General features: G+C 65.1%; 34 protein-coding genes. 12 read left to right on the top strand and 22 right to left on the bottom strand.

Annotation, left to right across the window (positions count from 1 at the left end):
* Positions 1-137: 137 nt before the first annotated feature.
* The 6 genes from pal to ybgC form a co-directional block, all read right to left on the bottom strand.
* Positions 138-635, bottom strand: a complete 498-nt coding sequence (pal, locus tag AC1DVS_RS04665) for a peptidoglycan-associated lipoprotein Pal (RefSeq protein WP_478020667.1) — start codon at positions 633-635, stop codon at positions 138-140.
* A 113-nt stretch (positions 636-748) separates the two neighbouring features.
* A complete protein-coding gene (gene tolB, locus AC1DVS_RS04660; RefSeq protein ID WP_478020665.1) occupies positions 749-2,140 on the bottom strand; it encodes a Tol-Pal system beta propeller repeat protein TolB in 1,392 nt (463 codons plus the stop codon).
* 11 nt (positions 2,141-2,151) lie between these two features.
* Positions 2,152-3,030, bottom strand: a complete 879-nt coding sequence (locus AC1DVS_RS04655; RefSeq protein ID WP_478020664.1) for a cell envelope biogenesis protein TolA — start codon at positions 3,028-3,030, stop codon at positions 2,152-2,154.
* A 16-nt stretch (positions 3,031-3,046) separates the two neighbouring features.
* The gene (gene tolR, locus AC1DVS_RS04650) at positions 3,047-3,508 is read right to left on the bottom strand and encodes a protein TolR (protein WP_478020662.1); all 462 of its coding nucleotides are present in this window, start codon (positions 3,506-3,508) and stop codon (positions 3,047-3,049) included.
* The gene (gene tolQ / locus AC1DVS_RS04645) at positions 3,508-4,200 is read right to left on the bottom strand and encodes a protein TolQ (RefSeq protein WP_478020660.1); all 693 of its coding nucleotides are present in this window, start codon (positions 4,198-4,200) and stop codon (positions 3,508-3,510) included. Before tolQ ends, tolR begins: the two co-directional genes overlap by 1 nt.
* Positions 4,197-4,664 carry a tol-pal system-associated acyl-CoA thioesterase gene (gene ybgC / locus AC1DVS_RS04640; RefSeq protein WP_478020658.1) on the bottom strand — a complete coding sequence of 156 codons (468 nt, stop codon included), beginning with the start codon at positions 4,662-4,664 and terminating at the stop codon, positions 4,197-4,199. Before ybgC ends, tolQ begins: the two co-directional genes overlap by 4 nt.
* A 122-nt stretch (positions 4,665-4,786) precedes the next feature.
* Between ybgC and AC1DVS_RS04635 the strand changes: the two genes are divergently transcribed.
* The 5 genes from AC1DVS_RS04635 (at position 4,787) to AC1DVS_RS04615 (ending at position 8,096) form a co-directional block, all read left to right on the top strand.
* A complete protein-coding gene (locus AC1DVS_RS04635; RefSeq protein WP_478020657.1) occupies positions 4,787-5,227 on the top strand; it encodes a hypothetical protein in 441 nt (146 codons plus the stop codon).
* Positions 5,220-5,429 (top strand): helix-turn-helix transcriptional regulator, encoded by a 210-nt coding sequence (locus AC1DVS_RS04630; protein ID WP_478020655.1) that lies wholly within the window; start codon positions 5,220-5,222, stop codon positions 5,427-5,429. The genes AC1DVS_RS04635 and AC1DVS_RS04630 overlap by 8 nt, the downstream gene beginning before the upstream one ends.
* A 22-nt stretch (positions 5,430-5,451) precedes the next feature.
* Positions 5,452-6,186, top strand: coding sequence for an ABC transporter ATP-binding protein (locus AC1DVS_RS04625; protein WP_478020653.1), 735 nt, complete (start codon positions 5,452-5,454; stop codon positions 6,184-6,186).
* Positions 6,183-7,622, top strand: a complete 1,440-nt coding sequence (locus AC1DVS_RS04620) for a hypothetical protein (protein WP_478020651.1) — start codon at positions 6,183-6,185, stop codon at positions 7,620-7,622. Before AC1DVS_RS04625 ends, AC1DVS_RS04620 begins: the two co-directional genes overlap by 4 nt.
* Before the next feature lie 192 nt (positions 7,623-7,814).
* Positions 7,815-8,096: a GlsB/YeaQ/YmgE family stress response membrane protein gene (locus tag AC1DVS_RS04615; RefSeq protein WP_478020649.1), complete on the top strand. Its 282-nt coding sequence runs from the start codon at positions 7,815-7,817 to the stop codon at positions 8,094-8,096.
* A gap of 36 nt (positions 8,097-8,132) precedes the next feature.
* Here the strand turns inward: AC1DVS_RS04615 and AC1DVS_RS04610 are convergent, their stop codons facing one another.
* Positions 8,133-8,747 (bottom strand): YdeI/OmpD-associated family protein, encoded by a 615-nt coding sequence (locus tag AC1DVS_RS04610; RefSeq protein ID WP_478020647.1) that lies wholly within the window; start codon positions 8,745-8,747, stop codon positions 8,133-8,135.
* A gap of 141 nt (positions 8,748-8,888) precedes the next feature.
* Here AC1DVS_RS04610 and AC1DVS_RS04605 point away from each other — a divergent pair, with 141 nt between their 5' ends.
* The gene (locus tag AC1DVS_RS04605; protein ID WP_478020646.1) at positions 8,889-9,224 is read left to right on the top strand and encodes a PadR family transcriptional regulator; all 336 of its coding nucleotides are present in this window, start codon (positions 8,889-8,891) and stop codon (positions 9,222-9,224) included.
* Positions 9,224-10,189, top strand: a complete 966-nt coding sequence (locus tag AC1DVS_RS04600) for a hypothetical protein (RefSeq protein WP_478020644.1) — start codon at positions 9,224-9,226, stop codon at positions 10,187-10,189. Before AC1DVS_RS04605 ends, AC1DVS_RS04600 begins: the two co-directional genes overlap by 1 nt.
* 127 nt (positions 10,190-10,316) lie before the next feature.
* Here AC1DVS_RS04600 and AC1DVS_RS04595 read toward each other — a convergent pair whose 3' ends face one another.
* The 3 genes from AC1DVS_RS04595 to AC1DVS_RS04585 form a co-directional block, all read right to left on the bottom strand.
* Positions 10,317-11,303 (bottom strand): NAD(P)H-dependent flavin oxidoreductase, encoded by a 987-nt coding sequence (locus tag AC1DVS_RS04595; RefSeq protein WP_478021261.1) that lies wholly within the window; start codon positions 11,301-11,303, stop codon positions 10,317-10,319.
* Between the two features lie 209 nt (positions 11,304-11,512).
* Positions 11,513-12,184 carry a hypothetical protein gene (locus tag AC1DVS_RS04590; protein ID WP_478020642.1) on the bottom strand — a complete coding sequence of 224 codons (672 nt, stop codon included), beginning with the start codon at positions 12,182-12,184 and terminating at the stop codon, positions 11,513-11,515.
* Positions 12,185-12,272: 88 nt separating this feature from the next.
* The gene (locus AC1DVS_RS04585) at positions 12,273-13,532 is read right to left on the bottom strand and encodes an aspartate kinase (RefSeq protein ID WP_478020641.1); all 1,260 of its coding nucleotides are present in this window, start codon (positions 13,530-13,532) and stop codon (positions 12,273-12,275) included.
* A 52-nt stretch (positions 13,533-13,584) separates the two neighbouring features.
* On the opposite strand from AC1DVS_RS04585, the gene ubiG reads away from it, so the two are divergent.
* On the top strand, positions 13,585-14,322 hold the full coding sequence (ubiG, locus tag AC1DVS_RS04580) for a bifunctional 2-polyprenyl-6-hydroxyphenol methylase/3-demethylubiquinol 3-O-methyltransferase UbiG (RefSeq protein WP_478020639.1): 738 nt from the start codon (positions 13,585-13,587) through the stop codon (positions 14,320-14,322).
* Here ubiG and AC1DVS_RS04575 read toward each other — a convergent pair.
* Positions 14,319-15,851: an ABC transporter permease/substrate-binding protein gene (locus AC1DVS_RS04575; RefSeq protein WP_478020637.1), complete on the bottom strand. Its 1,533-nt coding sequence runs from the start codon at positions 15,849-15,851 to the stop codon at positions 14,319-14,321. The two genes, ubiG and AC1DVS_RS04575, sit on opposite strands and share 4 nt — an antisense overlap.
* A complete protein-coding gene (locus AC1DVS_RS04570) occupies positions 15,848-16,630 on the bottom strand; it encodes an ATP-binding cassette domain-containing protein (RefSeq protein WP_478020636.1) in 783 nt (260 codons plus the stop codon). Before AC1DVS_RS04570 ends, AC1DVS_RS04575 begins: the two co-directional genes overlap by 4 nt.
* 156 nt (positions 16,631-16,786) lie before the next feature.
* On the opposite strand from AC1DVS_RS04570, the gene AC1DVS_RS04565 reads away from it, so the two are divergent.
* Positions 16,787-17,593 carry an SDR family oxidoreductase gene (locus AC1DVS_RS04565; RefSeq protein WP_478020634.1) on the top strand — a complete coding sequence of 269 codons (807 nt, stop codon included), beginning with the start codon at positions 16,787-16,789 and terminating at the stop codon, positions 17,591-17,593.
* Between the two features lie 36 nt (positions 17,594-17,629).
* Here AC1DVS_RS04565 and AC1DVS_RS04560 read toward each other — a convergent pair whose 3' ends face one another.
* Positions 17,630-17,923, bottom strand: a complete 294-nt coding sequence (locus AC1DVS_RS04560) for a 4a-hydroxytetrahydrobiopterin dehydratase (RefSeq protein ID WP_478020632.1) — start codon at positions 17,921-17,923, stop codon at positions 17,630-17,632.
* A gap of 49 nt (positions 17,924-17,972) precedes the next feature.
* Here AC1DVS_RS04560 and AC1DVS_RS04555 point away from each other — a divergent pair, with 49 nt between their 5' ends.
* The 3 genes from AC1DVS_RS04555 to AC1DVS_RS04545 are packed head-to-tail and all read left to right on the top strand — an operon-like array spanning position 17,973 to position 19,608.
* On the top strand, positions 17,973-18,380 hold the full coding sequence (locus AC1DVS_RS04555; RefSeq protein ID WP_478020630.1) for a metallopeptidase family protein: 408 nt from the start codon (positions 17,973-17,975) through the stop codon (positions 18,378-18,380).
* Positions 18,377-18,967, top strand: coding sequence for a heme ABC exporter ATP-binding protein CcmA (gene ccmA, locus AC1DVS_RS04550; protein WP_478020628.1), 591 nt, complete (start codon positions 18,377-18,379; stop codon positions 18,965-18,967). Before AC1DVS_RS04555 ends, ccmA begins: the two co-directional genes overlap by 4 nt.
* 5 nt (positions 18,968-18,972) lie before the next feature.
* Positions 18,973-19,608, top strand: a complete 636-nt coding sequence (locus AC1DVS_RS04545) for a heme exporter protein CcmB (RefSeq protein WP_478021259.1) — start codon at positions 18,973-18,975, stop codon at positions 19,606-19,608.
* A 39-nt stretch (positions 19,609-19,647) separates the two neighbouring features.
* On the opposite strand, the gene AC1DVS_RS04540 is transcribed toward AC1DVS_RS04545, so the two are convergent.
* Genes AC1DVS_RS04540 through AC1DVS_RS04500 form a run of 9 tightly spaced genes read right to left on the bottom strand, consistent with a single transcriptional unit; the run spans position 19,648 to position 26,068 of the window.
* Positions 19,648-20,517, bottom strand: a complete 870-nt coding sequence (locus AC1DVS_RS04540; protein WP_478020626.1) for a class I SAM-dependent methyltransferase — start codon at positions 20,515-20,517, stop codon at positions 19,648-19,650.
* Positions 20,518-20,533: 16 nt separating this feature from the next.
* Complete coding sequence (gene thrC / locus AC1DVS_RS04535; protein WP_478020624.1) at positions 20,534-21,934, bottom strand: threonine synthase; 1,401 nt, start codon at positions 21,932-21,934, stop codon at positions 20,534-20,536.
* Between the two features lie 42 nt (positions 21,935-21,976).
* Complete coding sequence (locus tag AC1DVS_RS04530) at positions 21,977-22,591, bottom strand: SURF1 family protein (RefSeq protein WP_478020622.1); 615 nt, start codon at positions 22,589-22,591, stop codon at positions 21,977-21,979.
* A complete protein-coding gene (locus AC1DVS_RS04525; RefSeq protein ID WP_478020620.1) occupies positions 22,588-22,926 on the bottom strand; it encodes a DUF983 domain-containing protein in 339 nt (112 codons plus the stop codon). Before AC1DVS_RS04525 ends, AC1DVS_RS04530 begins: the two co-directional genes overlap by 4 nt.
* A 46-nt stretch (positions 22,927-22,972) precedes the next feature.
* Positions 22,973-23,476, bottom strand: a complete 504-nt coding sequence (locus AC1DVS_RS04520) for a DUF3291 domain-containing protein (RefSeq protein WP_478020618.1) — start codon at positions 23,474-23,476, stop codon at positions 22,973-22,975.
* Positions 23,477-23,480: 4 nt separating this feature from the next.
* The gene (locus tag AC1DVS_RS04515) at positions 23,481-24,410 is read right to left on the bottom strand and encodes a cytochrome c oxidase subunit 3 (RefSeq protein ID WP_478020617.1); all 930 of its coding nucleotides are present in this window, start codon (positions 24,408-24,410) and stop codon (positions 23,481-23,483) included.
* A 34-nt stretch (positions 24,411-24,444) separates the two neighbouring features.
* Positions 24,445-24,978 carry a cytochrome c oxidase assembly protein gene (locus AC1DVS_RS04510; protein ID WP_478020615.1) on the bottom strand — a complete coding sequence of 178 codons (534 nt, stop codon included), beginning with the start codon at positions 24,976-24,978 and terminating at the stop codon, positions 24,445-24,447.
* Entirely contained in the window at positions 24,975-25,163 is a 189-nt protein-coding gene (locus AC1DVS_RS04505) for a hypothetical protein (RefSeq protein WP_478020614.1), read from the bottom strand. Before AC1DVS_RS04505 ends, AC1DVS_RS04510 begins: the two co-directional genes overlap by 4 nt.
* Positions 25,160-26,068 carry a heme o synthase gene (locus tag AC1DVS_RS04500; RefSeq protein ID WP_478020612.1) on the bottom strand — a complete coding sequence of 303 codons (909 nt, stop codon included), beginning with the start codon at positions 26,066-26,068 and terminating at the stop codon, positions 25,160-25,162. Before AC1DVS_RS04500 ends, AC1DVS_RS04505 begins: the two co-directional genes overlap by 4 nt.
* Positions 26,069-26,094 lie beyond the last annotated feature (26 nt).

Below are 26,094 nucleotides of genomic sequence, written 5' to 3'. Positions count from 1 at the left end.
GTTAATGTGATATCACTTTTATATCGGGATTTTTGGTGATGCAAGGGGAATCGGGTGTGCGAAGCCAGGCACGAAAAGGGCGGCGGTGCTTTCGCACGCGCCGCCCTGTCTCAAGCTGGGTGTCCCGAGTCGGTTCGTCAGTTGAGGACGATCGTCACCGCGCGGCGGTTCTGGGCCCAGCTCGCCTCATCCGAGCCGAGTGCGATCGGGCGTTCCTTGCCATAGCTGATCGTGGAGATGCGCGCCGGGTTGATGCCGCGCGACGCGAGATAGTTCTTCGCCGCATTGGCGCGGCGATCGCCGAGGGCGAGGTTATATTCGCGGGTGCCGCGCTCGTCGCAATGCCCCTCGAGGCTGACCGGCACGTTCGGCCAGTGCGCGAGCCATGCTGCCTGGCTGTCGAGGATCGCGCGCGCCTCCGAATCAAGGTCATATTTGTCCAGCGCGAAGTGCACCGTGTTGCTCGTGACCGAGCGCTCGAAATCGGCGCGCGAGCCGGGCCGGACATTGTCCTGCGTGACCGGCGTTTCACCCTGATTGCCAGGCCCGGGCGGGATGTGTTTCGGCTTCGGGCTGCATCCGGCGGTCGCTGCGATTGCTGCGGCAACGATCAGCGTCGTGGTCAATCTGGCCATCTGGCGTCTCCTTCGTGTCCGGGTCGTTTCGGGTGCGCTTTGAATCGACCCTCGGGGCATCGGGTATTGGTTAACGAGAGTCAACGTTCAGCCGAAATGGCTGCAATCCTCCCTCATGGGCGTAACGGTCCCCATGTCGGATCGGATCCATCGAGCGGCGTCGCGAGCTTGCGTTCATTGACCCCGGTCAGATCGACCGACCAGAGATCGGCATTTCCGGCGCCGCCGCGATGCGAGCGGAAGAACACCAGCACCCGGCCATTGGGCGACCAGCTTGGCTGCTCGTCCTGCCAGCTGTCGGTCAGGAGGCGTTCGTTGCCGCCGCCCGGGCTCATCACCCCGATGCGGAAACCGCCTCCGATTTTGGTGAAGGCGATCAGGTCGCCGCGCGGGCTCCATGCGGGAGTCGCATAGCGTCCGCCGCCAAAGCTGATGCGGGTCGGGTTCGATCCGTCGGCACCCATGACATAGATTTGCTGTGTACCCGAACGGTCGCTTTCGAACGCGATGCGCGTGCCGTCTGGCGAATAGCTGCCGCCGGTATCGATCCCCGGACTGTTGGTCAGCCGCTGCGGCGAGCCGCCGGTCGCCTCGACCCGGTAGAGGTTGGTGTTGCCCGCAACCGCCATCGAAAACAGGATCCAGCGGCCATCGGGCGAGAAGCGCGGCGCGAAGGTGAGGTTGGGATTGTTGACGACGAGGCGCTGCCGCGCTGTCCCAATATCGTACACATAGATCGCCGGGCGATCATTCAGATAGCTCATATAGACGATCGATTTCTGATCCGGCGAGAAGCGCGGGGTCAGCACGATCGACTGTCCGTTGGTCAGGAACCGGTGATTCGCCCCGTCCTGGTCCATGATCGCGAGCCGTTTGAGGCGGTGGGCCTTGGGGCCGGTCTCCGAGATATAGACCATGCGGCTGTCGAAATAGGGGCCTTCGCCGGTCAGGCGGGTATAGACCATGTCGGCGCATTTGTGCCCGGCCCGGCGCCAGTCGCCCGGCGTTACGATGAAGCCCTGCCGCGACAGTTCAGTGCGCGCGAAGATGTCGTAGAGATAACAGCCGACCGTCAGCGTGCCGTCGTCATTGGCGCGGACGAATCCCTGGACGAGCGTCTGCGCGCCGGCGCTGCCCCAATAATCGAAGGAGGGTGCGGTCACCTCGGGATAGCCGATATTTTTCAGCGCTTCAGCGCCAACGGGGTTGAACAGGCCTGAGCCCTTCAGATCATTGCTGACGATCTGGGCAAGTTGCCGGCCGAGTTCGTCAGTGCGGCCCGCCGGCGTATTCACAGCCGACGCGGTCGGCATCACCGGGATGGCGATCCCGAGCGGCGCCGAGGTTCCGCCCGTCACCGAGACTTCGATTGGCGGCGGCGTCTGACCAGCCGTCGGGGGTTGTTGCTGCTGGTCTGGTGCCGGTGGAGTCTGCGCCGCCAAGGGCGCGGCAAAGGCAGCGACGGCGAGGAGCCAGAATGTTGCGATGGAGAATCGAAGGGTCATGCGTGCCTCGCTCAATGCTTCAATTGCCAGGTGAAGTTGATGTTGCTCCAGCCGCCGGCTGAGGTCTGATAATATTCATCGGGCAACCTGAGTGGTGAACAGCCCTTGAACGCAGCGACACCGAGATCAACCACACGCTGGACATAGCGTCCATTGTCTTCGTCCACGCCGCTCGGGCTGCCGACCATTTTAGGCGTTGCCGAAAGCGTGCCGTCACGATTGAGCTTCAGGTTGAGCTTCACCGCGATCCGGTTGGCGCCCGGCCCGGGAATGACCTGGCGATCGGCGCAGGGCTGGATCTGCCGGGCGATCGCCGAAATGATATCCGCCATGGCCTTGGCGTTCAGCACCACGCCCGGCGTCGCCTTGGATGTCGAAGGGGAGGGCCTGGTCCCGAATCCTTCCTTCAGCACATCGTCGAGGTTGAGGCCGGTCTGGCGGGCCTTGGTTGACCGAGCACTGCTTCCAGTCCCGCGGGTAGTCGCCGCGGTATTGGCCGGCGCGGCCGTGCGCTTGGTCTCGGTCTTGGCCTTGTCAGGCGCCGGCGCCACGGGCGTTTTCGGTTGAGGCTTCGCTACGGGTGCGGGCTTGGGCGGCGGCGCCGCCTTGGGCTGGGGGGCGGGCGGGGTCGGATCGGGCTCGGCCTCCTGCTTCGCCGCAGCGGCGGCCTCTTCGGGTGGGCCCTGTTCGGGCGCCTTCGATTCAGCCGGCTCGCTGGCTTCCGGTGTCGTCGAGACCAGCCCGACATCGTCGACCAAAGACACTTCGATGGGTTTCGTGTGCGGCGGCTCGACCTTGGGCGGCGCGCAGAAGCTCAGGGTCAGCAGCGCGAGCAGCGCGATATGGCCGAGCACGGACACGCCGAGCCCAACCATTTCCGATCGCTGCATCAGGCCACCCGTCCGTTCACTTGGCGTCGTCGCCCACCGTCACCAGCGCCACGCGGTTGAGCCCGGCATGGTTGAGCTCACCCATCACCCGCATCACGCGACCATAATCGAGGCTCTTGTCGGCGCGCAGAAAGACCTGGGGTGTCTTGGATCCGTCCGGGCCGGGTACAGCGCCTGCGCCGGCTTTCGAGACGATCTGCTGCAGGACGTCGGGCAGGATCGCGTCGGTGACCTCATCCTTGTCGACGAAGATCTTGCCGCCGGCCTCGATCGAGATCTGGACCGGCTGCTGGTCCTGATCGAGCGCCTTGGCGCGGCTGTCGGGCAGATTGACGGGGACGCCGGCGGTGAGCAGCGGCGCCGTCACCATGAAGATGATCAGCAGCACCAGCATCACGTCGACGAGCGGCGTGACGTTGATATCCGCCATCGGTGCCCGCCGGCCGCGGCCGCGCTGCGAGGGGAGCTGCATCGCCATCAGATCTTCTTCACATCGGTCTCGAGCTGGCGGCTGAGCGTCGCGTGGAAGCTGTCGGCGAAGCGGTTGAGCCGCGCCTCGATCTTGTTGGTGCCGTGGCTGAAGCGATTATAGGCGATGACAGCGGGGATCGCCGCGAACAGGCCGATCGCCGTCGCGAACAGGGCCTCGGCGATGCCCGGCGCAACGACCGCGAGCGAGGTGTTCTGCGCACTGGCGATGCCGGAGAAGCTGCCCATGATCCCGAGCACGGTACCGAACAGGCCGACGAACGGCGCGACGGCCCCCACCGTCGCGAGGATGTTGAGGCGGTCAGCCAGCTTGTCGACCTCGCTTGCAACAGCCGAGCCCATCGCGGTCGCCAGCCGTTCGCGCGTGCCGTCGCGGTCGACCGAGCCGATCGCAGTCGATCGCCGCCATTCCCGGACGCCTGCCGAGAAGACCCTCGCCACTGGCAGATCGCTTTCGCTCTCGACCCGGTAAAAGGCGTCGATATCCTCGGCCTTCCAGAAATCACGCTCGAACCGGTCGATCCTGCGACGGATGCCTCCAATCCGCACGCCAAAGCTGACGATGATCGCCCAGGTCCAGATGCTGGCGAGCAGCAGGCCGCCCATCACCACCAGCACGACGAAATGGGTGGCGGCCGGCGAGATGGTCGCACTGTTGGTATTGAAGAACAGGTCGTTCACGAATCGTCTTCCCCTTGGTCCACCAGACGCCTGAACGCCTCGATCCATGCGAGCGGCTGGCGTGTCGGCCTGCCTGATACAGCCACCAGCGCCGCCGTCACATCAGCTTCGGTTAGTATCTCAGCCCCGCGCATGACTCTCTGATGAATATCGACGGACGCAGCGCGTATCTGTGTCAATCTGGTCACCACCACCAGCGCATCGTCGAGCCGCGCCGGGCGCTTGTAGCGGATCGCGAGCGCGCTGACCGCATAGGCGCCGCCGCCTGCCTCATGGACCCCACGCTGGTCGATGCCCGCCAGCCGCAGCATGTCCGACCGGGCGCGTTCCATGTAGCGGAGGTAATTGGCGTGATAGACGACGCCCGACAGATCGGTGTCCTCGAAATAGACGCGCACCGGGAATCGGTGCTGCTTCCCGTCGAAGCGGCCTTCGACCGGTTGATCGTCATGCGTCTGCACCATGGCGCGGTTCCTATCGAAGGGACCGCCGCGAAGGAACCCCATTCGCCGCGCGCGAGCCACGGCTTGACATCAAAGTAACCTGTGGGTTACATGTAACCTCTGAGTTACACAGGGAACAGGAAATGACCAGTCAGACCGACCTTGCCGACCGTATTGCATGGGGCCGCGCTCGCGCCGCAACGGTAATGGCCGTGGTGTTTGTCGCCTCCCAAGGCGCCAGCTTTCGCGACGAGCTGCCGCTAAACCGGCCGCAGACCCTCCATCTCGCGGCCTGGATCGTTTGGGCGGCGGCATTGCTGATGTTCCTTGCGGTGGGCGGCGGGCTGTTCCGCGGCGCGCGCATCCGCGCGTTGCTCAACGACGAGACGACGCTCGACCATCGCCGGCGGGCGCTGGCGTTCGGCTTCTGGGGCGCGATGGGCACTGCCGCCCTTGTCTATGTCCTCAGCTTCTACGAGCCGCTCTCGGCGCGCGAGGCAGTGCGGCTGGTCGTGACCTATGGCATCGCGCTCGCGCTGCTGCGCTTCGGCACTCTCGAGCGCAAGGCGTTGAAGGGTGGCTGAGCGGCTGCTCAACAGCCTGAAGGAGGAACGCGCCCGGCTTGGGCTGACCCAGGCCGAGCTCGCTGACCGAATTGGGGTCAGTCGCAAGACCATCAACACCGTCGAGAATGGCGTGTTCGTACCGTCGACGATGCTGGCGCTGAAGCTGGCGGCGGCGCTGGGGCGTAGCGTCGAGGAGCTGTTCCGGGTGGACGACGGCTGAACACCGCTTATTGTCCCGCGCCATGACTGAACCAGCCCTGCGCATTCGCGGCCTTGCCAAGAGCTTCGACAAGCCGGTGATCGCGGGGCTCGACCTCGAGATCGCCGCGGGGCAGCTCTATGCCCTGCTCGGCCCCAATGGTGTGGGCAAGACGACCACGCTGCGGATGGTGACGGGCCTGGCAAGACCCGATGCGGGCACCATCGAGATTTTCGGCATCGATGCGTTGCGCAATCCGCTCGAGGCCAAGGCGATCACCGCCTGGCTGCCCGACGAGCCGATGCTCTACGACAAGTTGACCCCGGCCGAGTATCTCGCCTTCGTCGCCGGGTTGTGGCGGATGGAGCCGCACGCGGCGGCGGCCGAGGCTGAGCGGCTGCTCCAGTGGCTCGATCTGTGGGAGCAGCGCGATACGCGGTGCGAGGGCTTTTCGCGCGGCATGAAGCAGAAGGTCGCGCTCGCCGGCGCGCTGATCCATGATCCGAAGCTGCTGATCCTCGACGAGCCGTTGACCGGGCTCGACGCGAGCATGGCGCGCTCCGTGAAGGATGCGCTACGCGCGCAGGTCGATGACGGGAAGACGGTGATCGTGACCACGCATATCCTCGAAGTCGCCGAGCGCATGGCTGACCGGATCGGCATCATCGCCGGCGGCAAGCTGCTCGCCGAAGGTACGCTCGAGGACCTGCGCGGCCGCGCCGGCACCGAGGGGATGACGCTGGAAGACACCTTCATCCGCCTGACGAGCGGCGTGTGAACATCGGCGCAACGCTTGCGCCGGGCTCGTTCGCCTGGCTCGCATGGCATGAAATGACGTTGACCTGGCGATCGCGATCGAAACGCGGCGCCACGCGCTGGATCGGCTATGCGATGGTGCTGGCCTGGCTCGGCTTTGGCTGCTTTCTGGCAGTGCTTCTCCGGGACCAGCCGATCCCGACCTTTCCCGGGCTCAGGACCGCAATTCTTTCCGGCAGCATCGTCGCCTTCACCTTCATGACCGCTCAGGCAATGATCGGCAGCCAGCGGACGCTGTACGAAAGGGGCGACCTCGCTTTGCTCTTCTCGGCGCCAATCGAGGGGCGGACGGTACTGCTCGCCAAGCTGCTCGGCATCACCGGCTCGATTGCGCTGACCTATGCGATCCTGTTGCTGGCGATCGTGGTGCCGGTTGCCACACTCGGTCATCCGCAATTGTTCGGGATAGTCGCGCTGCTCGGCGCGCTCGCGCTTAGCGCCGCGGCGTTCGGCATCGCCATCACGCTCGCGCTGGCGATGCTGGTCGGCCCGCGCGCCGCGCGCACCATCGGCCAGATTGCGGCGGCTTTGCTCGGCGGCACCGTGTTCCTCGTCTCGCAGATCTTCTCGCATAGCGACCGACGGCAAACGAGCATGGTGGCTGTATTCAATGAGCTTCACGCCCGCGGGATCGGCGATGCCGGGCTGAGCGCGTTGCCGGGCCGCGCCGCTTTGGGCGATCCGCTCGCGATCCTGGTGCTGCTCGGGACTGGCCTGCTGCTGTTCGTGCTGGCCGGAGCAACGCTGCAGCGCCTGTTCCTCAGCGGTTATCAGGATGGCGGCGTGCGGCTCTCCCGCGCGCGCCCGACCGGACGGCAGATATCGCGGCTGTTCCATGCCGGCTTGGTCCGATCGGTCTTCGCCAAGGAATGGCGGCTGCTGGCGCGCGACCCGGCGCTAGCGTTCCAGATCATCCTGCGGCTCGTCTATCTCGCGCCGCTTGCCTTTGTGGCGTTCGGCGGCCGCGGCAGCCATCCGCCGCTCGCACCGGGCCTCGCCTTTGCCAGTGTGCTGATCGCGAGCCAACTGGTCGGCAGTTTCGCCTGGCTGACGGTTTCGGCCGAGGACGCGCCCGATCTGATCGCGGTCTCACCGGTCGCCAAGGAGCAGGTCGATAGGGCCAAGCTGATGGCGGCGCTGGCGATGACGGCGCCGCTCGGCGTGATCCTGCCGATCGCGATCGCGCTCCAGACCATTCCCGGCGCAATCGTGACGCTTGGCTGCACGGCTATGGGCGGCGCACTGGCCGGCCTGGTCGAGCTCAAGCTCGGCAAGCCCGGGAACCGCAACAGCTTCCGCCAGCGGCGCTCCGGATCGATGGTGGCGACGATCCTGTCGATGCTGATAGCCGGCGTGTTCGGCGGCGGCGCTGCGATTGCGGTCTTTTTCCTGAGCTGAGCAGAGGGCCTGCCACGCCGTAGCGTCCGCGATGCGCTCGGCTCGCGTGCATTCCGTTTCGCCCGCGGAACTATCGTGACATCGATGCGTTGCCGATTAGTCGATGTAATCAGATCAGACGTTCGAGCTGATCCAATTCATACAAACAGTCCGATCCCGCCTGCACTGCGGCGTCCGAGCCAGAGGTGAACCATGTATATATCGAGCGAAGGCCTGCTGATCATATTGTTCGTCGGCCTCGTCGCGGGCTGGCTGGCTGGCCAGATTGTGCAGGGGACGGGCCTGGGGCTCCTTGGCGACCTCCTGTTCGGGGTTTTGGGAGCCTTTGTCGGGAGCTGGTTTTTGCCGAAGCTGGGCGTCCATCTTGGCGCCGGCATTATCAACGCGATCATCAACGCTACCGTCGGCGCGATATTGCTGCTCCTCCTTGTGAAACTGCTTCGCGGCGGCGGCAGGCGTCGGTGGCGGCGCTGATAGCGCCTTCCAGTTCGAACCGGGCCGCTGCCCTCTTCATTTAGTGGCCTTCTCCACCTTGGCATGCACCCTCTCGCCCCGCGCGCACATACCGACGAACTTCGCGATCCGAGCGGCCCGCGTCTCCGGCTTCTTCGCTTCGTGGACGCGGTAGAGGATCGCGTAGCGATTGGATGATTCGAGGCTGTCGAAAAAGGCGCGCGCTCCGGGTTCCGCCGCTAGCGCTGCAGCGAGATCGTCAGGCATGGCAACGGTGCTTTGCGGGGCATAGGCCGCATCCCAGCGGCCATCCGTCTTCGCCGCATTGATTTCGGCATGGCCCGCCGCCGCCACCCTCCCGGCGGCGATCAGCTCGCCTGCGCGAGTCCGGTTTTTCTCGGACCAAATGCTGCGCGTCTTGCGCGGTGTGAAGCGGATCAGCCACCAATTCTCGTCATAAGGGTTTAGCTGGCCGTCGATCCAGCCATGGCAGAGCGCGCCGTCGATCGCCTCGGCCTTTGAAACCGAAGCCACGCGGGCGCTTGCCTTGGCGAGCTTGAGCCAGACACCCGGCGCGCTGCGAGGCTGCGCGGCCAGCCAGGCTTCCCACGCGGCGGCATCGGCAAATGCCAGGATCGGCAATCCTGCTCGGGTCTCCGGCTCCGACATCATCGAACCTCATAAACGCATCCGGGATGCTGGTTATCAGACCAGCGGGGCGCCCGACCAGCGCTGCAATCAGGGGGTTGCGAATCATTTACCTGTGTGTCATACAGTATGTGTCATACACCATGTAGGACACAGGAAATGCCCGTGGAAGACGATCTTTTTGAAAAGCTGCGCATCGAGCTCCGCCGAGGGTCCCTGATCCTCGCGGTGCTCGGGGCGCTACGGGTGGAGCGATACGGCTACACGTTGCGTCAAAGCCTGGAGGATGCCGGGCTGCCAATCGACGAGGGCGCGCTCTACCCGCTGCTCCGGCGCCTCGAGGCGCAGGGCCTGCTTACCAGTGAATGGCGCGAGGAGGCGAAGCGCAACAAGCGCTTCTACCGCCTCTCGCCCGACGGCGAGGCGATCCTCGCTGAACTCCTCGGCGAATGGAACGCGATCTCCGAATCGATCCTGCGCCTGACCGAAAGGGAAATGTGATGGACCTGCTAGACCGCTATCTTCACGCCGTGCGCTGGACCCTGCCGTCCGCCAAGGCTGATGACATCACCGCCGAGCTTCGCGACGAGCTCGTCACGCGCATGGAGGACCGGGAGGAAAGCCTGGGCCGGCCGTTGCGCGAGGACGAGACCAGCGCGCTGCTCAAGGAATTTGGCCATCCCCTGGTGGTCGCGTCCCGCTACCAGAAGCAGCAATGGCTGATCGGGCCCGATGTCTTCCCCTTCTATCTCTTCGTGCTGAAGATCGTCGCGGTGATCATCGTCGCGGTGGTGCTGGTGGTCGGCGTCGCCAATGTGCTGTTCGGCGACCATAACCCCCTCCGCGCGGTCGCTGAGACAGTCGCCGGTCTCTGGACGTCGCTGCTGATCAATGTGGGGATCATCACCATCGTCTTCGCCGTTCTCGAGCGGACCGGCTTCCCCAGGGACCACCTTCAGCGCTGGAAGCCGGAACAGCTCCCCGATGTGCGGCTCAAGCGGAAGGGCCGCTGGGAATCGACGTTCGAAATCGCCTGGGGAATCGCCTTCCTGCTATGGTGGATCGGCCTGATCCATATCCCGCTCGCCACCGGCGGGCCCAATTTCCAGCTGGTGCCGGGGCCGATCTTCACGCAGCTCTGGTGGCCGATCCTGGCCTTGCTCTCAGCGCAGCTCGTGCAGAATATCATCGCCTGGCTGCGGCCGCGCCGGACGCTGATGAACGGCCTGCTCAACATCGCGACCATAGTCGCCACGGTGGCCATGCTCGCAGTGATCTATAACGCCGGCCATTGGGCCATAGTGATCTCGACCGGTATGCCCGCAGGCCAGGCCGCCCAGCTCGAGACCAGCCTCAATCTGGCACTGCGAATCGCGATCATCGCGGTGGGCGTGGTCATGCTCTGGCAGGGCGCAGTCGAAGTGTGGCGCCTGAGCCGGGGACGGCGTGAGCCGGTTGCCGGGTAGAGTCTGTTCCAGCTTCGCTGAAACGGCACCAGCCCGCTCCCCCACCCGGCCTCCCATTCAGCGTATTCTGTGGGAGATCGGGTGGGGGAGCGGGCTGGTGCCGACTTCTGTATCAGACTCTAAAAGCTCAGGCGGCGCGCTTCTCCAGGGCGTGCGCCGCCTCGGCCATCAAGGTCGCGATGATCTCGGCGACCGGTTCTTCCTTCGTCACCATGCCGACCGACTGGCCGGCCATGAGGCTGCCATGCTCGACATCGCCATCGATCACTGCACGGCGCAGCGCACCCGCCCAATAATGCTCGATCTGGAGCTGGGCCTCCATCATCTCGACCTTGCCCTCATCGAGCAACTGCGCGACTTCGCGCTGCTTGGCGGTGAACAGCTCGCCGCCCGCATTCTTGAGCGCGCGGACCGGAATGACCGGCAGGCGCGGATCGATCTGGACGCTGGCGACAGCATCACGGGCCGAGGCGCGCATGAAGGCTTTCTTGAATGCCGGATGCGCGATCGACTCAGTCGCGCAGACGAAGCGGGTGCCGAGCTGAACGCCGGCCGCACCCATATCGAGATAGGCGGCGATCGCCTCGCCCCGGCCGATGCCGCCTGCGACGAACACCGGCACAGCTTCCGCGACCTCGGGCAAAATCTCCTGGGCAAGCACGCTGGTCGAGACCGGGCCGATATGGCCGCCGGCCTCCATGCCCTCGACGACCAGCGCATCGACGCCGGAGCGGATCAGTTTCTTGGCGAGCGACAGCGCCGGCGCGAAGCAGATCAGCTTGGCGCCATTCGCCTTGATCGCGTCGATCGATCCCGTTGGCGGCAGCCCGCCCGCGAGGACGACATGGCCGACCCCATGCTTGTTGCAGACCTCGATCAGGTCGAACAGGCCCGGATGCATGGTGATAAGGTTCACGCCGAACGGCTTGTCGGTGAGTGCCTTGGTGCCCGCAATCTCGGCATCGAGCAGTTCGGGGGTCATCGCGCCGCACGCGATCAGGCCGAAGCCGCCCGCATTCGACATCGCCGATACGAGATGGCGTTCCGAGACCCAGGACATGGCGCCGCACAGAATGGCGACATCGCTGCCGAGGAAGGCGGCCCCGCGCGCCATGCGGCGGGCAAGGCGCTCTTCTCCCACGGAGCGGGTAGGAATGGTGGAGGGCATATCGATGTGTGCGATGGTATCAGTCATGCGGCGCACATGCCCTTCCCGCACCTATTCCGCAATCAGGCCGAGGCATATGTCGTCGATTTCGCGATCACCCTTCCCGCCGAGATAGCGGATTATCACCCGTACCCACCCGCAGAAGTCGACGGAAGCTAGTCTATTCCCTTCAGCACGCTGCTCTTTTCCTGTGTCGCACGCGCGAGCAGCGCAGCAAGCGGCTGGCTGGGCTCGAAATCGATGGAATTTCGGCATGGCACCGATTTGACGGTGAATTTATGTGAGACCCATTCAGAATCCAAATCGACCAAAAAGTTTTTGAGCAATTCAACACGGTCTGATGAATTCGCCAGCTCGATGTGATGCTCTCCCTTTCCGTATCTGAGATAAACACCATAGATATACGAGAATCTCGGATCCATCTCCGAGCGGACGAATTGTCGACTTGTGATGACTGGAAATGCGGCTGAGGATAGTCGCATCGAAGTACGCCCTTCCCATGGCGTGTTCGAAACGGGCCCTTCGTAAAATGCCTCCAGACGCGCCTTGAGCTCAGCGGATATGATTCGAATGTGGCCAGTACCGAGGGTCTGGATATACGGCGGTGCCGAGATGCTCGGCTCCAGCAAAGCAACGTGATCGAGGAAGAATCGTACCGCACCCCGCTCTGCCGGATAGAATTGATCGACCAGGTCATCGTTGAGTCCGGCATTGCGACCCAAATAGTCTTCCAACATACCGAGCAGGACATATTCCTCAACGAGGAGGGGAACGTAGCTCGTGTTGTCAATCAGCTTTATTGTGCTGGCTGAGACTGGCTCTTTCATGAATTCCTCACCAACGCTTTCCAGACAATGATCCTGCTGGAGATTGCTGAAGATCGTACCCGGAGTTTTGCGTCCGACCCTCAGCGGTTCACGCCGCGTCCTCCGCGTCGAGCCCATAAGCGGTGTGGAGCACGCGCACCGCGAGCTCGGTATAATCTTCCTCGATCAGCACCGAGACCTTGATCTCCGAGGTGGTGATGGCCTGGATATTGATGCCGCGCTCGCCAAGCGTCTTGAACATCGTCGCGGCGACGCCCGCATGGCTGCGCATGCCGACACCGACTACCGAGATCTTGGCCACGCGGGTATCGTGGACGAGATCGACATAGCCGATATCGCCCTTCGCATTGCCGAGCACTTCAAGCGACCGCGCCAGATCCGACGAGGGGACAGTGAAGGTCACGTCAGTCGATCCGGTCGAATGCGCCACGTTCTGGACGATCATGTCGACATTGATGTTCGCATCGGCCAGCGGCACGAAGATCGAGGCGACCGAGCCCGGCCGGTCAGGGACCGAGGTGAGCGTGATCTTCGCTTCGTTCTTGTCGTGGGCGATGCCGGTGATGAGCTGGCGTTCCATATCGTCGATCTCCTCTTCGCCCACGATCATCGTACCGGGCAATGTGTCCGCCATCGGTGCATCGTCGTCCGTGAACGACGAGAGCACCTGGACGCGGACCTGTTCCTTCATCGCAAGACCCACCGAGCGCGTCTGGAGCACTTTCGCCCCGACACTCGCGAGCTCGAGCATTTCCTCATAAGTGACGCGCTTCAGTTTCCGCGCGCGCGGGACGATGCGTGGGTCGGTCGTGTAGACGCCGTCGACATCGGTATAGATGTCGCAGCGATCCGCCTTCATCGCCGCCGCCATCGCCACCGCCGAAGTATCCGAGCCGCCGCGCCCGAGCGTCGTCACGCGCTCGCCCGCAGCGACGCCCTGGAAGCCCGGGATCACCGCGACCTCGCCTTTGGCCAGCGATACGTTCAGCGCGGTCGTATCGATTTCGGCGATACGGGCCGAGCCGTGTCCGTCCGAGGTGCGGATCGGCAGCTGCCAGCCAAGCCAGCTCCGCGCTGGAACACCAATCGCCTGAAGCGCCACCGCGAGCAGGCCGCTGGTGATCTGCTCACCCGCCGAGACGACCACATCATATTCATGCGGATCGTAAAGCGAGGACGCTTCACGGCAGAAATTGACGAGGCGGTCAGTCTCGCCGGCCATCGCCGAGACGACGACGGCGACCTGATTGCCGGCATCGACCTCACGCTTGATACGCGCGGCGACGCTCCGGATCCGCTCGATCCCGGCCATCGACGTGCCGCCGAACTTCATCACGATACGGGCCATGAGCTTGCGAGAATTCCTTGGGGTGGGCGGGGCGCCCTGATAGGAAGGCGCAATGGTGATAGCAAGCGACCCCGTAACAACGATCGATCCCGCCGAAGCAGCGCATTTTGGCAGGCTGGCGGCTAACTGGTGGGACCCGAAGGGTTCCTCAGCGATGCTCCACCGGCTGAATCCGGCGCGGCTCCGCTATCTACGCGAGGCGGCGGACCGGCATTGGGGACTGGACGAGACAAGCTTCACGCCGCTTTCCGGCAAGACCGCGCTGGATGTCGGTTGCGGGGCAGGCCTGCTGTGCGAGCCGCTCGCCCGACTCGGTGCCGCCGTCACGGGAATTGACGCGGCGGCGGAGAATATCGCGGCGGCGCATGCCCATGCGCTGCAATCGGGCCTGCCCATCGATTATCGCACCGGCGGGATCGAAGGCCTTGGCAGCCAGCGTTTCGATCTGGTGACCAGCCTCGAAGTGATCGAGCATGTCACCGATCCGGCCGCCTTCATCGCTGGCCTTGCAGGTGCGCTGGCGGATGGCGGGTTACTGGTGTTGTCGACGCCGAATCGCACCGCGCTCTCGCACATCGCGCTGATCACAATCGGCGAGGGCACCGGGCAGATTCCGAAGGGTACGCATGACTGGAACAAGTTCCTGACGCCCGACGAGCTTGGAGCGTTGCTCGAGGAGGCGGGGCTGAAGGTGGTCGATACGCGCGGCCTGAGCTTCTCGCCGGCCAGGGGCTTCGTGATCTCGGACGATATGAAGCTCGATTATTTTGTGACAGCGGTTCGCGCCTAGAACCCCAGCTTCTTCTCCAGCCACCGCGCCGCCGCTTCGGGCGAGGCCTTGTTGTCGTCGCGGTCGACCATGTAGTTCGCCTCGCGCATCGCCTCCACTGGCACATGCCCGACCAGCGGCCTGAGCGCGCGCAGGAAGCGTTGGTCACGCGCGCGGCGCGGCGCGACCATCAGGATCGCATCGTAACCGGGAATCGCGCCTTTTGGATCGGCCAACACGGTGAGCTTGTCCGCTGCGATCCGGCCGTCCGAGGAGAAAGCGGGGATCACATCGGCAGTGCCGTCAGTCAGCGCCCGGAACATGAATGTCGGCTGATAGGGGTGCGCCGATTTGAATTCGAGGCCATAAGCTCGCTTCACCGCCGCCCATTCAGGCCGTTCGAGAAACTCGATGTCAGTCGCGAATCGGAGCTGCGGAGCGATCGCGGTCAGGTCGGCAATGCTGGTCACGTGGCGGCGCGCAGCATCGTCACCGCGCATTGCAAAGGCATAGGTGTTCTCGAAGCCGAGCGTGCCGGCCATACCAACGCCATGCTCCCGCGCGGCCCAGGCGGCGACGCCCTGTACGATCGCGGCGCGCGGCGGTACGTCGGTGCGCTTCATTTCGTTGGTCCAGATCGTCCCCGAATAATCGACATAGACATCGACATCGCCGCCCGCCGTTGCGGAAAAGGCGACGACCGAGCCGAGCCCCTCGCGATATTCGACATGATAGCCGGCCGCCTCGAGCCGGTGGCCGATCACCCGGGCAAGGATATATTGCTCGGAAAAGCCCTTGGCGCCGACCACCACGGTCTGCCCGCCCCTCGGCCATAACGGTGCTAGCGCGGCGAGGACGCCGATCGCGAGCAACCCGGCCGCGACAAAGGCGCGCGTCCGCTTGCGCGTGGCGATGCCGCGCTCGATCACGCCGAGCAGCGCATCGACCGTCAGCGCCAGGACCGCCGCGGCCAGGCAGCCGGCGAGGACCAGCGCCCAGTTCTGGGTCTGCAGGCCCGCGAAGATCATATCGCCGAGACTCGGCTGGCCCACCGTGGTGGAGAGCGTTGCCGCGCCGATGGTCCAGACCGCCGCGGTGCGGATGCCCGCCATCAGCACCGGCGCGACCAAGGGCGCCTCGACGAGGCGGAGCTTCTGCCACGCCGTCATGCCCATGCCGTCAGCCGCCTCGATCACCGCCGGATCGATCCCGGCCAGGCCAGTGACGCCGTTGCGGAGGATCGGCAACAGCGCATAGAGCGTCAGCGCAAGCAGCGACGGCAGGAAGCCGAGTGCCGGGATGCCACCGCCGACCAGTACCGAGAGCGACAGCAGCAGCGGGTAGAAAAGCGCGAGCAGGGCAAGCGACGGGATGGTCTGGATCAGGCTCGCAAAGCCAAGCGCAATGCGCGCGACGGTCGGGCGGCGGGCCGACCAGATCGCCAGCGGCAGGCTGATGACCATGCCGAGCGCCAGCGCGGAAAAGGCGAGCAGCAAATGTTGCGCGAGCAGCGGCGGCACGCGGGAGAGAGCTTCGAGGAAAGCGCTCACGCCTCGTCCTCCAGCGCATGTAGGCGGCGCGCCTGTTCGCGGGGCACCGCGACGAGCGCATCGGCTTCCGGACCGCCCTTGCCGGCCAGCAGCGCCTTCGGGCTGGCATCGGCAACGATCCGCCCACCCGCCATCACCAGCACCCGGTCAGCGAGCAGCAGCGCCTCGGCCATGTCATGCGTCACCATGATCGTGGTGAGGCCGAGCCTGTCATGGAGCGCGCGGATCGCCGCGCCGAGCTGGTCGCGCGTGACGGGATCGAGCGCGCCAAACGGCTCGTCCATCAGCATGAGGCCGGGCTGGCGCGCCAGCGCCCGCGCGACGCCGACCCGCTGGCGCTGACCGCCCGACAGTGCATCAGGCATGCGGCCGGCGAAATCGCGCGGCAGATCGACCAGATCGAGCAGCTCGGCGACGCGGGATCCGCGGTCCTTTTCGCCCGCCAGCCGCAGGCCGATGCCGATATTCTCGGCCACGGTCATATGCGGGAACAGCCCGATATTCTGGAAGACATAGCCGATGCCCCGGCGCAGATCGTGCAGCTCGGCCTGCCCGACCAGCTCGCCATCGATGGCGATGGTGCCGGCGCTCGGCTCGACCAGCCGGTTGATCATCTTGAGCAGGGTCGATTTGCCCGAGCCCGATGTGCCGACCAGCGCGACGAAACTGCCCCCGGCGATCTCCAGCGACACGTTGTCGACGGCCACCGCGCCGCTGGCATAGCGTTTCGTCACATCGGCAAAGGCAACCGACGGGCCCGGGGTGCGCGATTCTGGCATCGACGCGGGTTGTGCTGGAGGATAACGGTCAGGTCAAACACACCGTCACCCCGGGCCTGTTCCGGGGTCCACCGTGCCGCAAGAACCGAGATCGAGGTGCATGCGGGCCAGTGGTGCCGGAACGAGTCCGGCATGACGATAACGGAGGGGCAAGAAATGGCCGACGCAAACCAGAAAGCGATCTTCATCACCGGCGGCGGATCGGGGATCGGCCAGGCGACGGCGAAACTGTTCGCAAGCCGCGGCTGGCGGGTCGGGCTCGCCGATGTGAATGCCGCCGGGCTGACCGCGACCGCGGCGATGCTGCCCCCCGGCATGGCGACCACTTACGTGATGGATGTGCGAGACCGCGACGCGTGGGTCGCCAATCTCGACGCCTTCACAGCATCGAGCGGCGGGCGGCTCGACGTGCTGTTCAACAATGCCGGGATCGGCACCGGTGGACCGCTCATCGAGACGAGCTTTGACGATATCGACCGGACGATCGCGATCAACCTGACGGGCGTGCTGAACGGCGCGCGGATCGGTTACACCTATCTCGCCCGAACGCCGGGATCCTGCCTGCTCAACACCGCCTCGGCGTCCGCCATCTACGGCTGCTCGGGCCTGGTTCCCTATTCTATGACCAAGTTCGCCGTGCGCGCGATGACCGAGGGTCTCGACGGCGAATGGGCCGGCGCGGGCATCAAGGTGCGCGCCATCGTGCCGAGCTTTATCGACACGCCGCTGTTGAAGGCGCCGGCCGGCGGCTCGAACCACTCGATCCGCGAGACGGTGACCGCTGCGGGGCTCGAGCTGACCGCAGTCGAGGAGGTTGCCGAAGCGGCCTGGGCGGCGGTGCATGGCGACAAGCTCCACACCTATGTCGGTAAAACCGCCTTCCGCATGGCCTTTGGCGCGCGCTGGATGCCCGGCAAAATGCGCAAGATGATGCGGCGCGGCACCGTCGCGCCGAAGGACTAATTAGCCCTCCCCTGAAGGGGAGGGGTTGAGGAAGACTCAATCGACCAGCAGGTCGATCGCCTCGGCCATGTCGACATCGCGCTGCGACAAGCCGCCGGCGTCATGCGTGGTGAGCAGGATCTCCACCCGGTTCCAGACATTCGACCATTCGGGATGATGGTCCGCCTTCTCCGCAAGCAATGCGACGCGTGTCATGAAGGCGAAGGCTTCGCTGAAATCGGCGAACAGGAATTTGCGCGTGATCGCATCACGCGACTCGTCATAATCCCATTCGTCGAGCGTATCGAGCGCCTCGGCCCGATCTTCGTCGCTGAGCTGCTCGATCGTCACGTCGCCCTCCTGCTGGCACTTCGCGCGCCTTCACCCTAAGGCATAGCTCATGTCAGCGCCCGTTCAACCGCGCACCGCGCCCGATGCCGCAGCGATCGAGACGATCGCGCGTGCAACCCTTGCCGCCCTACCCGCCGAATTTCGCGCCCATCTCGGCGATGTCGTGCTGATCGTCGAGGAGGTGGCCGATGAGGAAACCCTCGACGCGCTCGGCATCGAGCATCCGCTCGACCTGAGCGGGATGTATCATGGCCGGCCGGTGGGGGAGAAATCCTCGATGGAATCGGGTGCATTGCCCGATCGCATCCATCTCTATCGCCGGGCGATCCTCAAGGAGTGGATCGAGACAGGCGTCGGGCTTGAAGAGCTGGTCGCGCATGTCATGATCCATGAGGTCGGACATCATTTCGGCCTTTCCGATGAGGACATGCACGCGCTCGAAGATTCGGTGGCGTGACGGAAAGCCTGACCTTCCGCTCAGTGACCTGCGCGCGCGGCGGCCGGACATTGTTCGAGGCGCTGTCCTTCGCGATCGAGCCGGGTGGGGCGGCGGTGGTGATCGGCCCTAACGGGGTTGGCAAATCGAGCCTGATCAGGGTCGCAGCCGGACTGCTCGCGCCGGCAGCGGGCAGCGTCGAGGGGCCGGCAGCGCGTGCGTTGATGGCCGAGGCTAGCGCCCTGGATTCGGACAGGCGGCTTGGTGACGCACTGCGTTTCTGGGCGGCGCTCGACGAAGGCGACGATCCGCATGGCAGGGTCGCGCGGGCGATCGAGGCAACCCAGCTTTCGCCGCTCGCCGAGGTACCGGTGCGATTGCTTTCGACCGGCCAGCGCCGGCGCGCGGCGCTGGCGCGAGTGGTGGCAAGCGGCGCGCCGGTCTGGCTGCTGGACGAGCCCGCCAATGGCCTTGACGATCTGAGCGTTGGAACCCTCGAGACGCTCATTGCCGGTCACCGCGCGAGGGGCGGCATTGCGCTGATTGCGACACATTTGCCGATCAATGTGCCGGGCGCGCAGGCGATCACGCTTGGGGATGCCGCGTGACGCCGCTGCTCGCCCTTGTCGCGCGCGACCTTCGCCGTGCCTGGGCCGGCGGCAGCGTGACCTATACGCTCGCCTTTTTCCTGCTCGTCACGATCCTGTTTCCCTTCGCGATCGGGCCCGATGCGGCGCTGCTCGCACGCGTCGGCGGCGGTGTGATCTGGGCAGCCGCTCTCCTCGCCGCGCTGATGCCGGTTGAGCGGCTGATCGGGCCGGATGCGGAAAGCGGCGTGCTCGATCAGTTCGCGGTGCGCGGCCTCAGCATGGCGAGCGTCGCGGTGGCGAAGATCGCGGCGCATTGGCTGGCCTTCGGGCCGCCGCTGATGCTGGCGGCGGTGATTGCCGCCGGGCTGCTGGACCTGTCGGGGGCGACGCTGCTGAAGGTCGAGACTGGATTGCTGATCGGTACCCCCGGACTGGCAGCGCTTGCCGTCGCAACCTCGGCGCTGGTGTCAGGGCTGCGCGGCGCTGGCGCGGTGGCGGGGCTCGTGATGCTGCCGCTTGCGGTGCCGTTGCTGATCTTCGGGGCTGGATCGATTGATGGGGGATTCGGCGCGGTGAAGTTGCTGGCTGCTGTGAGTTTACTGCTGCTGGCCGGCGCGCCATTCGTGGCGGGTGCCGCGATGCGAGCCGGGATGGACTGACCTTCCTCTCCCCTCCCGCAAGCGGTAGGGGGATTTAGACTAGCGGCTCCACCTCGCCCATATCGCCGTCGGCAGCAGCAACCCGCGCGCCTCTTCGCGTACCGCCAGCTCGCCAGCCTCGACCGTCCCGCCAAGATCGCCGAGCACCTGGTTGAGCAGCTCCCCAATCGCCAACGCCGACATCCGCACCGCATAGACGGTCAAAAACAAAAATCGCGATTCGCCATCAAGCAGCTTGCGGCAATCGGCGATCAACCCCGGCAAGCCCTCTTCGAGCCGCCACACTTCGCCCTCAGGTCCCCGTCCGAATTTCGGCGGATCGAGCAGGATCCCGTCATAGCGCCGCCCGCGCCGTACTTCGCGGGCAATGAACTTGGTCGCGTCGTCGGTCATCCAGCGGATCGGCTTGTCGGCCATGCCGGAGAGCTGCGCATTGGCGCGGGCGCCCTCCACGGATTTCTTGGACGCATCGACATGCACCATCTTCGCACCCTTGGACGCCATCGCCAGCGTGCCGACGCCGGTATAGCCGAACAGGTTGAGGCATTCGGGCGCCTCCATGCCGGCCACGCGCTCGCGCATCCAGGACCAGACCGGCGCCATGTCGGGGAAGAAGCCGAGATGGCGGAACGGCGTGGTCTGGGCGGTGAAGCTGACATCGTCCCATTTCAGCGGCCAGCCCTCACGCGGCACCGGTTCGGCGAATTCCCACCGACCGCCGCCATCCTCGTCGGAACCCGGCACGAATTCCGCGTGCGCGCGCCAATCGTCCTTGGCGGGCGCCCATAAGGCCTGGCCTTCGGGGCGGATGAAGCGGAAGCGGCCATAGCGCTCGAGCTTCTTGCCGCCCCCCGAATCGATAAGGCCGTAATCGGCCCAGGGCTCGCCGATGAGAGTCTTGAGCTCCATCAGAAACGCCGGGCCTTCACGGGCGCGCCACCGCCCGCTCGGCGATATAGGTGGTGACGGCCTCGAACGTGCCGGGCAGAGTCGCATAGCGCTCCTCGCGGTCGAACAGATCACCGATCCGCGCCGGAAGCGCCGGCCGCACGCCCGTCGCGCGCTCGACCGCGTCGCCGAACTTCGCCGGATGCGCGGTGGCGAGCGTCACGATCGGCACATCGGCGGGCAAATCCACGCGGCGCGCTGCGGCAAGGCCGATCGCCGTGTGCGGATCGATCACCTGCCCGGCGCCATTGCACGCCCAGCGCATCGCCAGCGCCATATCGTCGAGATCGATCCGGTCGCTCGCAAACAAATGCGCGGCGCCCTCACGCTGGGCATTGGTGAGGCGCATCGCCTTCGAGGCCTCGAAGCCGCCCATCTGCGCGGCGGTTGCAGCGCCATCCCGGCCGCCGAGATCGAATAGCAGCCGCTCGAAATTGCTCGAGACCTGGATATCCATCGACGGACTCGGTGTCGGCACGACCGTGCCTTGCGAATAATCACCAGCGCTGAGCGCGCGGTGGAGGATGTCATTGACGTTGGTCGCGACGACCAGCTTCGCCACCGGCAGCCCCATCTTCGCCGCGACATAGCCCGCGAAGACGTCACCGAAATTGCCGGTCGGCACGGAGAAGGCGACTGGCCGCTCGGGAGCGCCGAGGCGGACCGCGGCGTAGAAATAATAGACGACCTGCGCCATCAGCCGCGCCCAGTTGATCGAGTTGACCGCCGAGACCGCGAACTTTCCCGAAAAACCGGGATTGTTGAACATCGCCTTCACCAGCGCCTGGGCGTCATCGAAGCTGCCCTCGATCGCGATATTGTGGATGTTGGGCGCGAGCACTGTCGTCATCTGCCGACGCTGCACATCGGACACGCGGCCCCTGGGGTGGAGCATGAAGACATCGACGCCCGAACGCCCAGCCAGCGCATCGATCGCGGCCGAGCCGGTATCGCCAGAGGTCGCGCCGACCACGGTCAGATGCTTGTCGGTTCCCGACAGGAAACGTTCGAACAGCAGGCCGAGGAGCTGGAGCGCGACATCCTTGAAGGCGAGCGTCGGGCCATGGAACAGTTCGAGCAGCCATTGGCGCTCGTCCAGCTGGACGAGCGGGGTGACGGCGGCGTGCGCGAAGCGGCCATAGGCCTGGGCGCAGAGCCCGCGCAGTTCCTCGCGGGTCAGCGTGCCCTCGACGAAGGGCGCCATCACCGCGACTGCCGTGTCGACATAGGACAGGCCGCGTAAGTCCGCGATCTCGTCCGCGCTCAGGCTTGGCCAGGATTCGGGGATATAAAGGCCGCCGTCGCTGCCGAGGCCGGCAAGCGTGACCTGTTCGAAATCGAGTACGGGAGCTGCCCCGCGGGTGCTGATATAGCGCATGGCATTGCCGCCTAACCGCGACGCGGCAAAGTCACAAGCTTGTCAGGGCTTCAACCGTCGCCTGAGAGCAATCCCGTAAATGATCGCCGCGACAGCCGCGAACAGAAACCATTGCACCGCATAAGCCAGGTGATTGTTCGGCACCGCCGACAGATCGGGCTCCGGGTTTGCCTCGAGGCCAGGCGCAGGCTTGTCAGCGACCAGCATCAGGGTCTTCGGCGCGCGCGAGAAAAGCGAGGCGATCAAGGGACGGTGATCGGGCAGATGGGTGATGTAGCCGCTGACCTCCCCACCCTTCCAGTTCGGCTTCGTATCAACAGCCGAGGCGACACCGATCTGAACCGCGAATCCCGGCCCTTCGGCGCCGGTGCGGCACTGCGCAATCTGGCGCCAACCCGTTCGTCCGGTTGCGCTCCGCCCGCCCTCGGCCTTGAAGCTCACCGGCTGGAGGCAAAAAGCGCTCGCGCGGCGGAAGAGCAGGCTCTCGCCGACGGGAATGCGAGGAAAGGCAATCGGCGGGAGCGTGCGATTCGCGGAGATCTGCGCCAGCAGCGCTTCCTTCTCGCCTCTGCGCTGGAGCTGCCAGACGCCAAGCGCGATCATTGCAGCGATAGCGAGGCCGACCAGAATCGTAGCGAGGATCGGAAAGCGTTTCATTGGTCTGAAATGCGCCCCTCGCGTGCCGAGTTCCGATATTCGAGCGCGAGCAGCACGCCTTTCGCGATCCTGAGCGCGCCGACCACACTGACCACGCCGAGCGGGATGAGAATGAGTGCGAGCAGCCAGAGCGGCGGTTCGATGGTCAGCTCAAGCGTCAGCGACAGGCCGACGAGGAGTCCGCCGAGCAGGAAGGTGAGGAACGCCGCTGGCCCGTCACCGACATTGAAGCCGGCGAAATCGAGCCCGCAGGCACTGCAGCTGCTCGTGAACTTGATCGGCCCGGTGAACAGCGTTTTGGCGCCGCAGCGCGGGCACAATCCCTTGATCGCCACGGCTGCCGGTGTGGGAGCAGGCGCGGAGTTCAGCGAGGAAGGTGATTCAGGCGTGGCCGATGCACCATGGGTCAGGCTGCATGTCGACCGGAATGCCGGGGGCATCGGGCGCCGGATAGCGCAGCTTGAAGGTGAAGGCGCGGTCGCTCGGACCATAGCGATCGAGCAGCCAGAGCCGTGCGAGCGCGTCGTGGATCGTGGGGATGGTGCCGGCGGGGATCCACCACAAGACCTGATAGGCGCCGTCGAAGCGCTCGAACCAGCTGCGGCGCTGCGCCATCACCGGGGTGTGGGCACTGCGATAGACATAGTCGAACAGCGACTCGGCATCGGCCCAGACCGACATGTTGAGGATCACCCTCGGATCGGGCGTCGGCTGGAGATCGGTGGCGCTGTTGCCCTCGCCCTTCAGGCGCCAGATGAAACCGGGGCTCGCATCGGCCAGCGCGTTGATTGCGTCCAACTGCTCGAAAAAGCCCGCGACCTGAGGGTCATCGGCCGGCGCTGCGAGCCGACCGATATTGACCTGTGCGAGATGCCAGCCCGCCACCGGCCTAGCCGCTATAGACCGGCGCGCCCCAGCCGCCCCAGACATAGATGGAGACGAACAGGAACAGCCACACCACGTCAACGAAGTGCCAGTACCAGGCAGCGGCCTCGAAGCCGAAATGCTGGCGCGGGGTGAAGTCGCCCTTGTACGCGCGGATCAGGCAAACGGTCAGGAAGATCGTGCCGATGATGACATGGAAGCCGTGGAAGCCGGTCGCCATGAAGAAGGAGGCGCCATAGTTGATGCCCTGAAAGGGGAAAGGCGCGTCCGAATATTCATAGGCCTGGATCGAGCTGAACAGCAGGCCGAGGATGATCGTCAGCCACAGGCCCTTGAGCACGCCGTCGCGGTTGCCGACGCCGATAAGGCCCCAGAGGCCTGTCTTCTCGCCGCCACGCTGGCCATGGATCAGCGCGTGATGCGCCCAGGTCACCGTCGTGCCCGAGGTCAGCAGGATGATCGTGTTGAGCAGCGGGAACTTGAACGCGTTGAGGACTTCGATGCCCTTGGGCGGCCAGGTCGAGGCAGTCGCCGCCGCATCGGTGATCAGGCTCGTGGTGTGCGTCGCCATGTCGTATGCGACCGGCGCCGGGAACAGCGAGAAATCGAAAAAGGCCCAGAACCAGCCGACGAAGAACATCACTTCGGAGGCGATGAACAGGATCATGCCGTAGCGCAGGTGAAGCTGCACGACCGGGGTGTGATCGCCGGCATGCGCCTCGCGGATCACGTTGCTCCACCAGCTGAACATGGTGGTGAGCACCAAGGCCACGCCAATGAAAAACAGGATACCGCCGCCATTCGGATGGCCGACATGGCCGCCATGCATCCACATAATGCCGCCGATAGCCATTGCCAGTGCCGAGAAGGCACCGAAGAACGGCCAGATATCGGGCGGAAGGATATGATAATCGTGATTCTTGGCGCCGGCCATTTCGGTCCCCGTTCAATAGGCTGTCGAGCCCGCTCTAGCTTGCAGCTTTCGCGGAATCCACAGGGTAAAAAGTGTAACTCAAGGTGATCGTCTTGATGTCCGCCGCATCCGGATCGGCAAGAATCTTGGGATCGACGAAGAAGATGACCGGCATGCGCGCGGTCTCACCGGGCTTCAGCGTCTGCTGGGTGAAGCAGAAGCACTGGATCTTAGTGAAATATTTGCCCGCCTGGGCCGGCGTGACGTTGAACGTCGCGGTGCCGGTGATCGCATGGTCGCTTGTGTTGGTTGCGGTGAAGAACGCCATGTCGCGCGCGCCGATCGCCACCATGTCCGACGGATTTTCCGGCACGAACTTCCAGGGCAGCTTGGGCGAGACATTGGTGTCGAAATCGACCCGCACCTGTTGATCGACCGCGCCTGGCGCGACCTTTCCGCGTTGCGTGGTGCCGTTCAACCCGGTCGCCTGGCAGAAGACGCGGTACAGCGGCACGCTCGCCCAACCGAGGCCGGTCATGAAGCAGATGCCGAGAAGGGCGAAAACCAGGGTGCGGATCTTGGGGGTCAATGCGCCATCCCCGCCTTGATCTTGGCGATCGAGATGCCAAACATCAGCACGGCGAACGCCCCCAGCAGCAGCGCCATCACGACGGAGCGGCTGCGCTGGCGCTTCCGGATCGCGTCGCTCTGCGCCGCGCCGGGCTTTTGCCACGGGGACGCATCCGGGCGCGGGGCGTCGTCAGGCTGGGTCATGCGAATATCCAGCGGTCGATCACGATCGCCCCGAAAAGAATGAAAAGATAGAGGATCGACCAGGCGAACAGCCGTTTCTCGGGCCGCATGGCATCCGTGGCACCGGTGGTGCGCAGGCTTACCTGTAGCGCGAGGGCCGCGAAGACGAGCGTCGCGACGACAGCGACGACGCCGTACAACGCACCAGTCAATCCAAGCGCCCAGGGTGCGATGGCGGCGATCGCCATCGGGATCGTATACAGGCCGATCTGCGTCCGCGTGACCCGCTCGCCCGAAACCACCGGCAGCATCGGCACGCCGGCGGCCGCGTAATCGCTCTTCATGAACAGAGCGAGCGCCCAGAAATGCGGGGGTGTCCACAGGAAAACGATCGCGAAGAGCAGCACCGGCAGCACCGCGACATGGCCGGTGGCCGCTGCCCAGCCGATTAGCGGCGGGAAGGCGCCGGCCGCGCCGCCGATAACGATGTTCTGCGGCGTGCGGCGCTTGAGCCAGACGGTGTAGACAAGAACATAGAACAGGATCGAGACGGCCAGGATGCCCGCCGCGAGCAGGTTCGTCGCCAGACCCATCAAGATCACCGAGAAAGCGCCGAGCCCGACCCCGAAATGCAGCGCCGATTGCCGGTCCATCCGGCCGGCCGGCAGCGGACGGCGCTCGGTGCGCTTCATCTTCGCGTCGAGATCGGCCTCATACCATTGGTTGAGCGCCCCCGCCGCGCCCGCGCCAAGCGCAATGCACAGGATCGCGGTGAAGGCGAGGACCGGCGCGATCTGCACCGGCGCCGCCAGCATTCCGCACAGCCCCGTGAAGACGACAAGCGTCATCACCCGCGGCTTGGTGAGCGCGAGGAAATCGCGCCAGTCAGCGGGAAGGGCAATGGGCTGAGCGGTCGTTGTGGCCATTTTCATATCCTCCCCTCCCGCAAGCG

Source organism: Sphingomonas sp. P3_C5, assembly GCF_056402635.1.
This window is presented reverse-complemented; position numbering and strand designations above follow the sequence as displayed.